The 14,117-nt window shown below is 63.7% G+C and carries 12 protein-coding genes and 1 other RNA gene; 8 read left to right on the top strand and 5 right to left on the bottom strand.

Annotation, left to right across the window (positions count from 1 at the left end; all coding sequences use genetic code 11):
- Positions 1 to 373: 373 nt before the first annotated feature.
- Positions 374 to 3,208, bottom strand: a complete 2,835-nt coding sequence (gene uvrA / locus POR01S_RS22250) for an excinuclease ABC subunit UvrA (protein ID WP_042138407.1) — start codon at positions 3,206 to 3,208, stop codon at positions 374 to 376.
- Positions 3,209 to 3,477: 269 nt separating this feature from the next.
- Between uvrA and POR01S_RS22245 the strand changes: the two genes are divergently transcribed.
- Both POR01S_RS22245 and ssb read left to right on the top strand, forming a co-directional pair.
- Positions 3,478 to 4,866: an MFS transporter gene (locus POR01S_RS22245; RefSeq protein WP_042138404.1), complete on the top strand. Its 1,389-nt coding sequence runs from the start codon at positions 3,478 to 3,480 to the stop codon at positions 4,864 to 4,866.
- A gap of 25 nt (positions 4,867 to 4,891) precedes the next feature.
- Positions 4,892 to 5,452: a single-stranded DNA-binding protein gene (ssb, locus tag POR01S_RS22240; RefSeq protein WP_007162672.1), complete on the top strand. Its 561-nt coding sequence runs from the start codon at positions 4,892 to 4,894 to the stop codon at positions 5,450 to 5,452.
- A gap of 45 nt (positions 5,453 to 5,497) precedes the next feature.
- On the opposite strand, the gene ssrA is transcribed toward ssb, so the two are convergent.
- Both ssrA and smpB read right to left on the bottom strand, forming a co-directional pair.
- Positions 5,498 to 5,850, bottom strand: a transfer-messenger RNA (tmRNA) gene (ssrA, locus tag POR01S_RS23585).
- A gap of 81 nt (positions 5,851 to 5,931) precedes the next feature.
- Positions 5,932 to 6,408, bottom strand: a complete 477-nt coding sequence (smpB, locus tag POR01S_RS22235) for an SsrA-binding protein SmpB (RefSeq protein ID WP_007162671.1) — start codon at positions 6,406 to 6,408, stop codon at positions 5,932 to 5,934.
- 172 nt (positions 6,409 to 6,580) lie between these two features.
- Between smpB and POR01S_RS22230 the strand changes: the two genes are divergently transcribed.
- Positions 6,581 to 7,015, top strand: coding sequence for a type II toxin-antitoxin system RatA family toxin (locus tag POR01S_RS22230; RefSeq protein ID WP_027599125.1), 435 nt, complete (start codon positions 6,581 to 6,583; stop codon positions 7,013 to 7,015).
- Positions 7,008 to 7,313, top strand: a complete 306-nt coding sequence (locus POR01S_RS22225) for an RnfH family protein (RefSeq protein WP_081875254.1) — start codon at positions 7,008 to 7,010, stop codon at positions 7,311 to 7,313. The genes POR01S_RS22230 and POR01S_RS22225 overlap by 8 nt, the downstream gene beginning before the upstream one ends.
- A gap of 7 nt (positions 7,314 to 7,320) precedes the next feature.
- Here POR01S_RS22225 and POR01S_RS22220 read toward each other — a convergent pair whose 3' ends face one another.
- Complete coding sequence (locus POR01S_RS22220) at positions 7,321 to 7,857, bottom strand: outer membrane protein assembly factor BamE (protein WP_027599123.1); 537 nt, start codon at positions 7,855 to 7,857, stop codon at positions 7,321 to 7,323.
- A 94-nt stretch (positions 7,858 to 7,951) separates the two neighbouring features.
- Between POR01S_RS22220 and fur the strand changes: the two genes are divergently transcribed.
- On the top strand, positions 7,952 to 8,356 hold the full coding sequence (fur, locus tag POR01S_RS22215) for a ferric iron uptake transcriptional regulator (protein WP_007162667.1): 405 nt from the start codon (positions 7,952 to 7,954) through the stop codon (positions 8,354 to 8,356).
- A gap of 63 nt (positions 8,357 to 8,419) precedes the next feature.
- Here the strand turns inward: fur and recN are convergent, their stop codons facing one another.
- Positions 8,420 to 10,087 (bottom strand): DNA repair protein RecN, encoded by a 1,668-nt coding sequence (gene recN / locus POR01S_RS22210; protein ID WP_007162666.1) that lies wholly within the window; start codon positions 10,085 to 10,087, stop codon positions 8,420 to 8,422.
- Positions 10,088 to 10,253: 166 nt separating this feature from the next.
- Between recN and grpE the strand changes: the two genes are divergently transcribed.
- From grpE to dnaJ, 3 genes are all read left to right on the top strand, one after another.
- Positions 10,254 to 10,817 carry a nucleotide exchange factor GrpE gene (gene grpE, locus POR01S_RS22205; RefSeq protein ID WP_007162665.1) on the top strand — a complete coding sequence of 188 codons (564 nt, stop codon included), beginning with the start codon at positions 10,254 to 10,256 and terminating at the stop codon, positions 10,815 to 10,817.
- 93 nt (positions 10,818 to 10,910) lie between these two features.
- On the top strand, positions 10,911 to 12,839 hold the full coding sequence (dnaK, locus tag POR01S_RS22200; RefSeq protein ID WP_007162664.1) for a molecular chaperone DnaK: 1,929 nt from the start codon (positions 10,911 to 10,913) through the stop codon (positions 12,837 to 12,839).
- Between the two features lie 112 nt (positions 12,840 to 12,951).
- Entirely contained in the window at positions 12,952 to 14,085 is a 1,134-nt protein-coding gene (gene dnaJ / locus POR01S_RS22195) for a molecular chaperone DnaJ (RefSeq protein ID WP_007162663.1), read from the top strand.
- Positions 14,086 to 14,117 lie beyond the last annotated feature (32 nt).

The following is a 14,117-nucleotide window of genomic DNA, read 5'->3' as shown; positions in this document are numbered from 1 at the left end:
CGGGAAAAGTTTGGCCGGACGTCAGCATGCCTAGGCGCTGGGGGCAGATGATCGGCTAGCGGAAGCCTGGGGCTGCGTAGCTGAGGTTGCCCTCACCCTAGCCCTCTCCCGGGGGGAGAGGGGACTAGAAGCGGTGCGGCGAGGGCTTGAGGATGCTTCCCGGATTTCAGGGACTGCTTTGAGTCTGCAAGAGCACAAGAGCTACAACCGCCCGGCTGCGCCGGGCTGTTGTAGCCATGGCAGTCCGCCAATGCGGCCGCTCCTACAAAGCGTCTCAGCGTAGGAGCGGCCCATGGCCGCGATAGAGCAGTGAGTCACCTACAAAAAAGCCCGGCATATGCCGGGCTTTTTGCCTTCAAGTCGGTGCTCGAGATTACTCCCGGTCACGTTCCAGCAAGGGCTTGAGGAAGTGGCCGGTGTAGGACTTCTTGTTTGCCGCGACCTCCTCGGGTGTACCCGTCGCGATGATCTGACCACCCTTGGAGCCGCCTTCCGGACCGAGGTCTACCAACCAGTCGGCGGTCTTGATGACATCGAGGTTGTGCTCGATCACCACCACGGTATTGCCGTGATCGCGTAGTCGATGCAGCACGTCGAGCAATTGCTGGATATCGGCAAAGTGCAGGCCCGTGGTGGGCTCGTCGAGGATATAGAGCGTCTTGCCGGTATCGCGCTTGGACAGCTCCCGGGCCAGCTTCACACGCTGAGCCTCACCCCCTGACAGCGTCGTGGCGCTCTGGCCGAGACGGATATAGGACAGGCCGACATCAATCAGCGTCTGCAGCTTGCGCGCCAGTGCAGGGATGGACTCGAAGAAGGCATGGGCTTCCTCGATGGTCATGTCCAGGACCTCGGTGATGGTCTTGCCCTTGTACTTCACCTCCAGGGTCTCGCGGTTGTACCTCTTGCCCTTGCAGACGTCACAGGCGACGTAGACGTCCGGCAGGAAGTGCATCTCCACCTTGATGACCCCATCGCCCTGGCAGGCCTCGCAGCGGCCACCCTTGACATTGAAGGAGAAGCGCCCCGGGGTGTAGCCGCGAGAACGGGATTCCGGAACGCCGGAAAACAGCTCGCGGATGGGGGTGAAGAGTCCGGTATAGGTCGCCGGGTTGGAGCGCGGGGTCCGGCCGATGGGGCTCTGGTCGATATCCACCACCTTGTCCAGGTGCTGCATGCCGTCGAAGCTGTCGTGGGCAGCGACCTCCAGGGTCGTCGCGCCATTGAGCGCCGTGGCGGTCAGCGGGAAGAGGGTGTTGTTGATCAGGGTCGACTTGCCGGAGCCGGATACCCCGGTCACGCAGGTCAGCAGGCCAACCGGGATCTCCAGGTTGACGTTCTGCAGGTTGTTGCCGCGGGCACCCTTCAGCTTCAGCAGCTTCTTCTTGTCCCGTGGCGTGCGCTTGGCGGGCACCACGATCTTCTTGCGGCCCGACAGGTACTGCCCGGTCACCGAGTCGGGATGCCGCATGACTTGGTCGGGCGTGCCTTCCGCGATGATCTGGCCACCGTGCACTCCAGCGCCCGGGCCGATGTCGATGACATAGTCCGCCAGGCGGATGGCATCCTCGTCGTGCTCGACGACGATGACGGTGTTACCCAGGTCGCGCAGGTGAGTCAGGGTGCCCAGCAGCCGCTCGTTGTCGCGCTGGTGCAGACCAATGGAGGGTTCGTCGAGGATATACATGACGCCTACCAGGCCCGCGCCGATCTGGCTGGCCAGGCGGATACGCTGCGCCTCGCCACCGGAGAGGGTGTCGGCGCTGCGATCCAGGGTCAGGTAGTCCAGGCCGACGTTGACCAGGAACTGCAGGCGCTCGCGGATCTCCTTGAGGATCTTGTCGGCGATCTGCTGCCGCTGGCCCCTGAGGGTAAGGTCCTGGAAGTACTGGGTGGCATCGCCCACGGGCAGACGGGTGACCGCCGGCAGGGTCTTGTCGCCGACCCAGACGTGGCGCGCTTCGCGCCGCAGGCGGGTGCCATTGCAGTCCGGGCAGTGCTGGGTGCTCAGGTACTTGGCCAGCTCTTCGCGCACGCTCTGGGATTCGGTCTCGCGATAACGCCGCTCAAGATTCGGCAGGATGCCTTCGAAGGGGTGGGCGCGCTTGACGATATCGCCGCGGTCATTGAGATAGCGGAAGTTGACGCTCTCGCGCCCGGAGCCGCTGAGTACCGCCTTGCGATGCTTGTCATCGAGGCTCTTGAAGGGGGCGTCGAGGCTGAAGCCATAGTGACTCGCCAGCGAGCCGAGCATCTGGAAGTAATAGACGTTGCGTCTGTCCCAGCCGCGGATGGCGCCTTCGCTGAGGCTGAGCTCCTCGTTGACCACCCGGCGGGCGTCGAAGAATTGCTTCACGCCCAGGCCGTCGCAGGTAGGGCAGGCGCCGGCGGGATTGTTGAAGGAAAACAGCTTGGGTTCCAGCTCGCCGATGGAGAAGCCGCAGATCGGGCAGGCGAAGCGCGCGGAGAAGACGATCTCCTCCCCCTTATCGCCTTCCATGGGGGCGATGATGGCGATGTCGTCGGCCAGCTTCAGCGCCGTCTCGAAGGATTCCGCCAGGCGCTGCTGGAGGTCTTCGCGCACCTTGAATCTATCCACCACCACTTCGATGGTGTGCTTCTTCTGCTTGTCGAGCTTGGGCAGCTCGTCCATCTCGTGCAGCCGCCCGTTGACGCGGACGCGGACGAAACCCTGGGCACGCAACTCCTCGAACACCGACAGGTGCTCACCCTTGCGCTCGCGCACGATGGGGGCGAGCAGCATCAACCGCTGGCCTTCCGGCATGGCCAGCACCTGGTCGACCATCTGGCTGACGGTCTGGGCTTCCAGGGGCACATCGTGCTCCGGACAGCGCGGCGTACCGACGCGGGCATAGAGCAGGCGCAGATAGTCGTAGATCTCGGTGATAGTGCCCACGGTGGAACGCGGATTGTGCGAGGTGGACTTCTGCTCGATGGAAATCGCTGGCGACAGGCCTTCGATGGTGTCCACATCGGGCTTTTCCATCATCGACAGGAACTGGCGGGCGTAGGCCGACAGGGACTCCACGTAGCGGCGCTGGCCTTCGGCATAGAGGGTGTCGAACGCCAGCGAAGACTTGCCGGAGCCGGACAGTCCGGTGATGACGATGAGCTTGTCCCGGGGAAGGGTTAGGTCGATGTTCTTCAGATTATGGGTGCGGGCCCCACGGATGAGGATTTTATCCACGTAGACTTCTGCCTCGTTTTGGCGGCGCTTCACTAGAAAAGAGGTCTCGTCCCGGGCTGCGGCTATCTGCCGCGCCTGTGAGAGAGGGGGTAAGGCTGGTAAAATTAACGGCCCGACAGCGGTGATCGGGCGTTCGTGATCCTGGCGGTCGGGAACGTTCGGACGAGCGCTCGGCTATCTTCACCGCTTCCTCCCTAAATGGTCATTGTCACGACTGTTTTAAAGCTGTGTGGCGACGTAAAAGCCTGTCGCCGACGAGAGGATTATCAATGCTCGACAAGCGCAGTGAAGCCATGAACGGCGTCGAACGCCGTGCCGCCTTCGGGCTGGCCCTGGTCTTCGCCTTTCGTATGCTCGGTATGTTCATGGTGCTCCCGGTCTTGGCGACCTATGGTCAGGAGTTGGCGGATGCCACCCCGGCGCTGATCGGCCTCGCCATAGGTGCCTATGGTTTGACCCAGGCGGTCCTGCAAATTCCCCTGGGGACGCTGTCCGATCGCATCGGTAGACGCCCCATCATCATTGGTGGACTGCTGGTGTTCGCCCTTGGTGCCGCCATTGCCGCCAATGCCCACTCGATCTGGGGCGTCATCGCCGGGCGTGTCGTCCAGGGTGGCGGCGCCATTTCGGCGGCCATCATGGCGCTGCTGTCGGATCAGACCCGCGAGCAGCATCGCACTAAGGCCATGGCCACGATCGGCATGAGCATCGGCGTGTCCTTTGCCGTGGCGATGGTGGCCGGCCCCTTGCTGACCCGTGCCTATGGTCTCGCCGGGCTGTTCTGGGCCACCTGCGGACTGGCACTGGTCGGTTTGCTGATCGTGCTGTTCCTGGTGCCGCACCAGGCTTCGCCCTTCGCCCATCGGGAGTCGAACCTGGCGCGCCAGGCGCTGGGCGCGACCCTGCGCAATCGCGACCTGCTGCGGCTGGACTTCGGCATCCTGGCGCTGCACGCCGTGCTGATGGCCAGTTTCGTCGTCCTGCCGCTGGCCCTGGCCGAACATGCCGGGCTGCCCAAGGAAGAGCACTGGTGGGTCTATCTCACCGCGCTGGTGGTCGGCTTCTTCGCCATGGTCCCCTTCATCATCTATGGTGAAAAGAAGCGGCGCATGAAGCGCGTGCTGGTGGGCGCCATCAGTGTGCTGGTGCTGTGCGAGCTGTACTTCTTCTTTTTCAGCAACAGCCTGGTGGCCCTGGTCATCGGCATCGTGGTGTTCTTTACCGCCTTCAACCTGCTGGAGGCCTCGCTGCCGTCGCTGGTGAGCAAGGTGGCCCCGGCCGGTGGCAAGGGCACCGCCATGGGGATCTATTCCACCAGTCAGTTCCTTGGTTCCGCGTTGGGCGGTATCCTCGGGGGCTGGTTGTTCCAGCATGGTGGCCTGTCCACCGTCTTCCTGGGTTGTGCGGCGCTTTGCCTGGGATGGGCGGTGGTAGCTGGTACGATGCGGGAACCGCCCTATGTCACCAGTCTGCGTTTGCCGGTTACGCCCGCGCTAGTCAACGACCAGGGATTGGTCGGACGCCTGTTGGCCCTGGCCGGAGTGACCGATGCGGTAGTGGTGGCGGAAGAGCAGGCCGTCTACATCAAGATCGATACTAAAATCGTCGATCGGGCGCAATTGGAGCGACTGGTTAGTCAAACACCGGTCGCCGCTTGATCGACAGCCTCATCAGGAGATTCATATGGCCCGTGGCGTCAATAAAGTCATCCTCGTCGGCAATGCCGGCGCCGATCCCGAAACCCGTTACATGCCCAACGGCAATGCGGTGACCAACGTCACCCTGGCCACCAGCGAGAGCTGGAAGGACAAGCAGACCGGTCAGCAGCAGGACCGCACCGAATGGCACCGCGTGGTGTTCTTCGGTCGTCTCGCCGAGATCGCCGGCGAGTACATCCGCAAGGGCTCCCAGGTCTATGTCGAGGGCACTCTGCGTACCCGCAAATGGCAGGGCCAGGACGGTCAGGATCGCTACACCACCGAAATCGTTGTCGACATCAACGGCAACATGCAGTTGCTGGGTGGCCGTGGCGGCAATGCCGGTGGCAACGACGAATACAACCAGAGCGCGCCTGCGCCCCAGCAGCAGCGTGCCCCCCGTCCGCAGCAGTCGGCACCGCAGTATGACAACGGTGGCAATGGCGGCAACGGCAACAGCCGTCCCCAGCAGCAGCCGCAGTCCCGTCCGCAGCAGCAGCCGGCTCAGCAGGACTACGACAGCTTCGACGACGACATCCCGTTCTAAACGATGGGCAAAGAAAAAGGGCAGCCAGTGGCTGCCCTTTCTTTTTGGTGGAGGCGGGGGGATTTGAACCCCCGTCCGCCAGCTCTCCGCTATCGGTTCTACATGCTTAGCCCTGTCTACTGAGTTAACCCATTGCGGCCCGACGGGCAGGGTGCTTTGGGCGAGCTGTATAAGTTTTAGCCGTTACGTCTACAGCGAACTTGGCGGCGATCCTGTTCTATCTGACAGTCGTTTCGGGTTTACAGGCATCCCCTAGCGACTGCTAGCCGCATTAAGCAGCTAGAGCGTAGTTGTCGTCGTTGGCAACTATAAGTTTGCAGCAGCGAATTTACGAGTTCTGCTACCAGCTCGGCATGCCCCTCAAGTTTCGTTACCGGCGTCGAATCCTAATCGCCCCCAAAACTTGCTGGTCGTTCACTATAGGAATTCCGGCCGTCCGACGCAAGTCATTGCTGACGAAACGTTTTTCGGCCGCTTGGCTATTTGGCGTCCTTGCGGATGGCGCGCTGGATCTCGCGGTCGGAATCGCGCTCGCGCTCGGTCGCGCGCTTGTCGAATTCCTTCTTGCCCTTGGCCAACGCGATCTCGCACTTGACCAGGTGCTTCTTCCAGTAGAGCGACAGGGCGACGCAGGCGTAGCCCTTCTGCTGCACGGCGCCAAACAGCTTGCCCAGCTCGCGCTTGTTGAGCAGCAACTTGCGGGTGCGGGTCGGGTCGGCGATGACATGGGTGCTGGCGGTCTGCAGCGGGGTGATATGGCTGCCCAGCAGCCAGGCTTCGCCGTCCTTGAGCAGCACATAGCTGTCAGTCAGCTGCGCCTTGCCGGCTCTCAGGCTCTTGACCTCCCAGCCTGCCAGGGAAACACCCGCCTCGAAGCGGGTGTCGACGAAGTATTCGTGAAGCGCCTTTTTGTTCTGCGCGATGCTGCCGGGGGAGACTTTCTTTTGCTTGGCCATGATTCCAGGGTACAGCGAGTCAGGGGAAATGTCGCCACGCGCTTGAGCGGGTATGAGCAAACACGGACAATACCGCGGTTCTGGACTGCGGCAGGCTGGTGCGGGAGTAAAATGCGTGCGCCGCCCTCAAATTCAAGGTCCGACACCGATTTCGCTATTCTACGAGGTTCCGATGAGCACGCACATCCAACGTTCGGCGTTGCTGCCCTATCCTGCTTCAGCACTCTATGCGCTGGTTAATGACGTGGACCGTTATCCGGAGTTCCTGCCGTGGTGCTCGTCCGCCCAGATCCTGGAGCAGGACGAAGGCCTGATGCGCGCCGGTCTCACCGTGGCCAAGGGTGGTCTCAGCCAGCAGTTCACGACCCGCAATACCCTGGTGCCGGACGAGTCCATCACCATGGATCTGGAAAAGGGTCCTTTCAAGCAGCTGCACGGCGTCTGGACGTTCAAGGCGCTGGGCGACAAGGCCTGCAAGATTTCCCTGGATCTGTCCTTCGAATACGACAGCGCCATCGTCCGCGCGACCCTGGGCCCGTTGTTCAATCAGGCAGCCAATACTATGGTGGATGCCTTCTGCCAGCGTGCTCGAGCCCTCTATGGCTAAGTGTCTCGCCATCGAGGTGGCGCTGGCGTTGCCGGAGCGGCAATGGCTGTTGAGTCTGCAGCTCGAAGAGGGTGCCACGGTCGAGCAGGCGGTGCGGGCGTCGGGGCTGCTCGAGCAGTTGCCACCCGAACAGCGCGAAGCCTTTCGGGTCGGCATCTTTGGCAAGCTGGTAGCCAAGCCGAACGAGCGCAGGCTGATGGCGGGTGACCGGGTGGAGATCTATCGCCCGCTGCTTGCGGACCCCAAGGAAAGTCGCAAGCGGCGCGCGGAAAAGGCCAAGGCCAGGACTGGCCTCTAGCCAGGGATCACTGTCCGTCGGTGCGGATGCGATCGGGAGTCGGCACGGCGGCCGGACGGGCGCTGTCGATCTCTTTCTGGATGTTGTCTTCGGTCGAGCCGGGTACGGCTGGCGTTTCCGGTACGGCAGCGGGTGCCGAGGGTTGCGCCGGGGCGGTGGGATCCACGGTGGTGCCGCTGTCGGTACCCATGATCTGCTGTTCGCGGCTGGTGCCGGGCATGAAGTCGCCGGCCAGGCCGCTCAGTTGATTGTCGCCGTTGAACACCAGGCTGACACGCTCCTGCTTCCGCTGACCGCCGGCGGCTTGCAGGCTGTACAGATAGTCCCAGCGATTGGGATGGAAGGTGTCTTGGATCAGCGGCGAACCCATGATAAACCGGACTTGTTGTCGGGTCATTCCGGGGCGCAACTGGTCTATCATGTCCTGGGTGACGACGTTGCCCTGTTGGATGTCGATCTTGTAAACCCCCGGCAGAGAGCAGCCGGCGAGCATGGCTAGGCCCATCAGAGAGAGCCCGGTCAGCGTTTGCTTGAGGTTTTGCATCGGTGGGAGACTTCCACTATCTTGCTGGGCAACGAAGCACCGATCATACCCGTATTCCCGAGGGCTGCGAAAGCACTCGGCACCGAGAAAGAGCATGGTAGAGAACAACGAACTCCGCAAAGCGGGTCTGAAAGTGACCCTGCCGCGCGTCAAGATATTGCAGATGCTGGACACCACCGAGCAGCGCCACATGAGCGCCGAAGACGTTTACAAGGCGCTCATGGAAGCGGGCGAGGACGTGGGGCTGGCAACGGTCTATCGGGTCCTCACCCAGTTCGAAGCGGCCGGTCTGGTGGTGCGCCACAATTTCGACGGCGGCCATGCCGTGTTCGAGTTGGCCGACACCGGCCACCATGATCACATGGTGGATGTGGATACCGGCGAAGTCATCGAGTTCACCGATGCCTCGATCGAAAAGCGTCAGCGCGAGATCGTCGAAGAGCATGGTTTCGAACTGGTCGATCACAACCTGGTGCTGTACATCCGCCAGCGCAAGTGAAGACCCGGACATGAAAAAGGCGACCTTCGAGTCGCCTTTTTCATGTCCGGTGGCTGCCTGCGTCTAGCGGCTCACCACCAGCTTGCGAGCGTGGGCCAGGGATTCACGGGTCAGGTCGACACCACCCAGCATGCGCGCCACCTCTTCCACGCGCCGTGCGCGGTCGAGCTTGGCCACCGCGGTACGCGTCTCGTCGGTGCCGCGCTCCTTGTGTACGAACAGGTGCTGATGACCCTGGGCCGCCACCTGGGGCAGGTGGGTCACCGTCAGCACCTGGCCCCGCTCGCCCAGTTGCCGCAGCAGCTGGCCGACCACCTCGGCGGTGGGGCCGCCGATACCCACGTCCACCTCGTCGAACACCAGGGTGGGTGTGCGCGAGGTCTGGGCGGTGATGACCTGGATGGCCAGGCTGATACGCGACAGTTCACCACCGGAGGCGACCTTGGCCAGCGGGCGCAGGGGCTGGCCCGGGTTGGCGCTGACGCGGAATTCGACGCCTTCGTTGCCCAGCGGCTGGGGTTCGCCGGTACTGCCTGGCGTGAGGGTGATGCTGAAGCGGCCACCCGGCATACCCAAGCGCTGCATCTCGGTCTCGACCGCGGCCGCGAGCTCCGGCGCCCGTTGTTCGCGCAGACGACTCAGTTCGCCGGCCTTCTCCTGGTAGTGGCGCTCGAAGGCCGTCAGTTCTTCCTGCAGGCGCTCCAGGGCGACGTCGTCGGCGTCCAGGGATTGCAATTCGTTGCGCAGCTGTTCGTGCAGCTCCAGCAGGGCCTCGGGCTGGACCCGGTGCTTGCGGGCAAGGCTGTAGACACTGTCCAGGCGCTCCTGCACCGCCTGCTGGCGCTCCGGGTCGGCTTCGAAATGATCGACGAAGCGATTGAGTTCGTTCATCGCCTCCTCGATCTGGATCTGGGCGGAGGCGAGCAGGTTGCTGGCCTCCTGGATCTGCGCCGGCGGGCGGTCGAAGGCGGTCAGGCGCGCCACGCTGGCATTGAGCGCCGACAGAGCATTGCCCTGCTCGTTTTCGGTACAGAGGTCCATGGCCTGGCGGCAGGCCAGCAGGATGTGCTCGGCACTCGCCAGATCGCTCTGCTCCTGTTCCAGGGCTTGCAACTCGCCCTCGGCCAGGGCGAGGTTGTCGAGTTCTTCGAGCTGGTAGCTGAGCAGCTGATGGCGGGCGCGTTGCTCGTCGCCGTTGCGGGTCAGGCGTTCTAGCGTCTGGCGCACCTGGCGCCAGCGCTGGGCCGCGAGCTGCACCTGGCGGACCAGCTCGCCCGCGCCGGCGTATTCGTCCAGCAGGCGGCGATGGGTGTCGAGGCCGAGCAGTGACTGGTGCTCGTGCTGGCTGTGGATATCGATCAGCAGTCCGCCGAGGGTCTTGAGATCGGCCAGCGGGCAGGGCGAGCCATTGATATAGCCGCGCGAGCGCCCTTCGCGGGTAATGACGCGGCGCAGCAGGCAGGGGCCGTCCTGCTCCAGGTCGCGCTCGGCGAGCCACTGGCGCGCTTCGGGGATATCGGTGGTGTCGAAGCTGGCCAGGACATCGGCCTTGTCGGCGCCGGGTCTGACCGCATCACTGTCGGCGCGATCGCCCAGGGTGAGGCCGAGGGCGTCCAGCATGATGGACTTGCCGGCGCCGGTTTCACCGGTGATCACGGTCATGCCGCGCTCGAGGTCGAGGTCGAGGTGTTCGACGATGGCGTAATTGCGGACGGACAGATGCACCAGCATGCGACGATCTCCGAAGGCGGTTTTCTGGTTGTTTATACAGTGCCTCTCGGGCACTGGCAATCCATACAGCTCTTGAAGCGCCGGCCGGCGGCCCCATATAGGCGCCATCGATCAAGGCGATGTCCGTTAGAGGGCGCGCCCACCGGCAATATCACAGGAGGACTCCATGGCCGACGAACAGAACTCCCAGACCCCCGAGCACGAAGCCGCCCAGGGCGACGTCCAGCACGAGGATCTCGCCGCCCGCGTCGCCACGCTCGAAGAGCAGCTCGCCGCGGCCCAGGACCAGTCGCTGCGCAGCGTCGCCGAACTGCAGAACGTGCGTCGTCGCGCCGAGCAGGATGTGGAGAAGGCGCATAAGTTCGCCCTGGAAAAATTCGCTGGCGACCTGCTGCCGGTGCTCGACAGCCTGGAGCGTGGCCTGGAGCTGTCCAACGCCACCGACGAGACCTTGAAGCCCATGCGTGAAGGCATGGAGCTGACCCTGAAGATGCTGCAGGACACCCTCAAGCGCTATCAGGTCGAGGCCGTCGATCCCCACGGCGCGCCCTTCAATCCGGAACACCACCAGGCCATGGCCATGGAGGAGAGCGCCACCGCCGAGCCGGGCAGCGTCCTCAAGGTGTTTCAAAAGGGCTATCTGCTCAATGGTCGCCTGCTGCGGCCGGCGATGGTGGTCGTCAGCAAGGCACCTGCAGCGCAGCAGCCGAGCATCGACGAAAAGGCTTGAAATTCTTTCGCTCGGCCCCATCTGGTAGGCAAGCGAACATCAAAGGCCCCCTGAGCGGGCCGCGCGGAATCTGAGATTTCTGGAGAAGACTACATGGGCAAGATCATCGGTATCGACCTGGGGACCACCAACTCCTGCGTCGCGATCCTCGAAAACGGCAACGTCAAGGTACTGGAAAACGCCGAAGGCACCCGTACCACGCCGTCCATCATCGCCTACACCAACGACGGCGAGACCCTGGTTGGCCAGCCGGCCAAGCGCCAGGCGGTGACCAATCCGCAGAACACCCTGTACGCGGTCAAGCGTCTGATCGGCCGGCGTTATGAAGAAAACGTCGTGCAGAAAGACATCCAGATGGTCCCCTACAAGATCGTCAAGGCGGACAACGGTGACGCCTGGGTCGAGGCCAAGGGCCAGAAGATGGCGCCGCCGCAGGTGTCTGCCGAAGTCCTGAAGAAGATGAAGAAGACCGCCGAGGACTACCTGGGCGAAGCCGTGACCGAAGCGGTCATCACCGTCCCGGCCTACTTCAACGACAGCCAGCGCCAGGCCACCAAGGATGCCGGTCGCATCGCGGGTCTGGACGTCAAGCGCATCATCAACGAGCCCACCGCGGCTGCCCTGGCCTATGGCCTGGACAAGGCCAAGGGCGACCACACCGTGATCGTCTATGACCTGGGCGGCGGTACCTTCGACGTCTCGGTCATCGAGATCGCCGAGGTCGACGGTGAGCATCAGTTCGAGGTGCTGGCCACCAATGGCGACACCTTCCTGGGCGGCGAAGACTTCGACATCCGCCTGATCGACTACCTCGTCGAGGAGTTCAAGAAAGAAAGCGGCATGAACCTCAAGGGTGACCCGCTGGCCATGCAGCGCCTGAAGGAAGCTGCGGAAAAAGCCAAGATCGAGCTGTCCTCGGCTACCCAGACCGACGTCAACCTGCCCTATATCACCGCCGATGCCAGCGGTCCCAAGCACCTGAACGTCAAGGTCTCCCGCGCCAAGCTGGAGTCCCTGGTGGAAGAGCTGGTCGAGCGCACTATCGAGCCCTGCCGCACGGCGTTGAAGGACTCCGGTCTGGACGTCTCCGACATCCACGAGGTCATCCTGGTGGGCGGTCAGACCCGCATGCCGCTGGTGCAGAAGCGCGTGGCCGACTTCTTCGGCAAGGAAGCGCGCAAGGACGTCAACCCGGACGAAGCCGTCGCCATCGGTGCCGCCATCCAGGGCGCCGTGCTGGCAGGTGACGTCAAGGACGTCCTGCTGCTGGACGTCACCCCGCTGACCCTGGGCATCGAGACCATGGGTGGTGTGATGACCGCGCTGATCGAGAAGAACACCACCATCCCGACCAAGAAGTCGCAGGTATTCTCCACCGCCGACGACAACCAGGGCGCCGTGACCATCCACGTGCTGCAGGGCGAGCGCAAGCAGGCCGCGCAGAACAAGTCGCTGGGCAAGTTCGACCTGGCCGAGATCCCGCCGGCGCCGCGTGGCGTACCGCAGATCGAGGTGACCTTCGACATCGACGCCAACGGCATCCTCAACGTGTCCGCCAAGGACAAGGCCACCGGCAAGCAGCAGTCCATCGTCATCAAGGCGTCCTCCGGTCTGTCCGAGGAAGAGATTCAGCAGATGGTGCGTGACGCCGAGGCCAATGCCGACGAGGATCGCAAGTTCGAAGAGCTGGCCGCGGCCCGCAACCAGGGTGATGCCCTGGTGCACGGTACCCGCAAGATGCTGACCGAGGCGGGCGACAAGGCCACCGCGGAAGAGAAGAGCACCATCGAGAAGGCCATTGGCGAACTGGAAACCGCCGTACGCGGTGACGACAAGGACGCCATCGAAGCCAAGATGAATGCCCTGTCCCAGGCCTCCGCGCCGCTGGCCCAGAAGCTCTATTCCGAGCAGGGCGCTGGCGCCGGTGCCGAAGGCGCCTCGGCCAAGGCGGACGGTGATGCCAAGAAGCCCGGCGACGACGTGGTCGATGCCGAGTTCGAGGAAGTGAAGGACAACAAGTAAGCCCCGTGCTTACCGCACCTGGCGGGCTTCGGCCCGTCGGATCCGCCACGCGGGAGCCTGCTCCCGCGTTGGCGTGTCTGGAGGGTGAGAAAATTTAAGGTGCAGAAAGTCTATGGCCAAACGTGATTACTATGAGGTGCTCGGGGTCGAGCGCGGCGCCAGCGAAGCCGAGCTCAAGAAGGCCTACCGACGCCTGGCGATGAAATACCACCCGGATCGCAATCCGGGGGACGCGGCTGCCGAAGAGCAGTTCAAGGAGGCCGCCGAGGCCTACGAAGTGCTGTCCGATGCGGGCAAGCGCTCGGCCTACGACCAGTACGGCCATGCTGGCGTCGATCCGAGCATGGGCGGCGGCGGTTTCGGTGGCGCGGCGGGAGGCGCGAGCTTCTCCGACATCTTCGGCGATGTCTTCAGCGACTTCTTTGGCGGACGCGGTGGCGCCGGTGGACGCGGCGGCCCGCAGCGCGGTGCCGACCTGCGCTACACCCTGGACCTGGATCTGGAAGAGGCGGTGCGTGGGACCACGGTCACCATTCGCGTGCCCACCCTGGTCGAGTGCAAGGTCTGCGATGGCAATGGCGCCAAGCCGGGTACCTCGGCGTCCACCTGCCCCACCTGCGGTGGCATCGGCCAGGTGCGCATGCAGCAGGGCTTCTTCTCGGTCCAGCAGACCTGCCCGCGCTGCCACGGCAGCGGCAAGATCATTCCCGAGCCCTGCAACGCCTGTCATGGTCAGGGGCGCGTGGAAGAGCAGAAGACCCTGTCGGTCAAGGTGCCCGCAGGCGTCGACACCGGCGACCGCATCCGCCTGACCGGCGAAGGCGAGGCGGGGACCCTGGGTGGCCCCAGTGGCGATCTCTATGTCGTGGTCAATGTGCGCGAGCACTCGATCTTCCAGCGCGACGGCAAGCACCTCTATTGCGAGGTGCCGATCAACTTCACCGACGCCGCCCTGGGTGGCGAGCTGGAAGTGCCGACCCTGGATGGCCGCGTCAAGCTGAAGATTCCCGAGGGCACCCAGACCGGCAAGATGTTCCGCCTGCGCGGCAAGGGCGTGACGCCTGTGCGCGGTGGCGGCGCCGGCGACCTGATGTGCAAGGTGGTGGTGGAGACTCCGGTCAACCTGAGCCGGCGTCAGCGCGAGCTGCTCGAGGAGTTCCGTAACACCCTGCAGAGCGACAGCTCCCATTCGCCCCGGGCCAGTGGCTGGTTCGACGGCATGAAGCGCTTCTTCGACGACCTCTAAACCGGCAGGGGCGCCGTCGCGAGGCGGCGCCC

Source organism: Pseudomonas oryzihabitans NBRC 102199, assembly GCF_000730625.1.
Lineage (GTDB): Bacteria > Pseudomonadota > Gammaproteobacteria > Pseudomonadales > Pseudomonadaceae > Chryseomonas > Chryseomonas oryzihabitans.
Note: the sequence above shows the minus strand (reverse complement) of the source record. Positions and strands in the feature narration are given on the sequence as shown.

Excerpts from the sequence above, each read along its gene's own strand:
- POR01S_RS22245 (WP_042138404.1), top strand. The coding sequence starts at position 3,478 with ATGCTCGACAAGCGCAGTGAAGCCATGAACGGCGTCGAACGCCGTGCC.
- ssb (WP_007162672.1), top strand. The coding sequence starts at position 4,892 with ATGGCCCGTGGCGTCAATAAAGTCATCCTCGTCGGCAATGCCGGCGCC.
- smpB (WP_007162671.1), bottom strand. The coding sequence starts at position 6,408 with ATGGCCAAGCAAAAGAAAGTCTCCCCCGGCAGCATCGCGCAGAACAAA.
- POR01S_RS22230 (WP_027599125.1), top strand. The coding sequence starts at position 6,581 with ATGAGCACGCACATCCAACGTTCGGCGTTGCTGCCCTATCCTGCTTCA.
- POR01S_RS22225 (WP_081875254.1), top strand. The coding sequence starts at position 7,008 with ATGGCTAAGTGTCTCGCCATCGAGGTGGCGCTGGCGTTGCCGGAGCGG.
- POR01S_RS22220 (WP_027599123.1), bottom strand. The coding sequence starts at position 7,857 with ATGCAAAACCTCAAGCAAACGCTGACCGGGCTCTCTCTGATGGGCCTA.
- fur (WP_007162667.1), top strand. The coding sequence starts at position 7,952 with ATGGTAGAGAACAACGAACTCCGCAAAGCGGGTCTGAAAGTGACCCTG.
- recN (WP_007162666.1), bottom strand. The coding sequence starts at position 10,087 with ATGCTGGTGCATCTGTCCGTCCGCAATTACGCCATCGTCGAACACCTC.
- grpE (WP_007162665.1), top strand. The coding sequence starts at position 10,254 with ATGGCCGACGAACAGAACTCCCAGACCCCCGAGCACGAAGCCGCCCAG.
- dnaK (WP_007162664.1), top strand. The coding sequence starts at position 10,911 with ATGGGCAAGATCATCGGTATCGACCTGGGGACCACCAACTCCTGCGTC.
- dnaJ (WP_007162663.1), top strand. The coding sequence starts at position 12,952 with ATGGCCAAACGTGATTACTATGAGGTGCTCGGGGTCGAGCGCGGCGCC.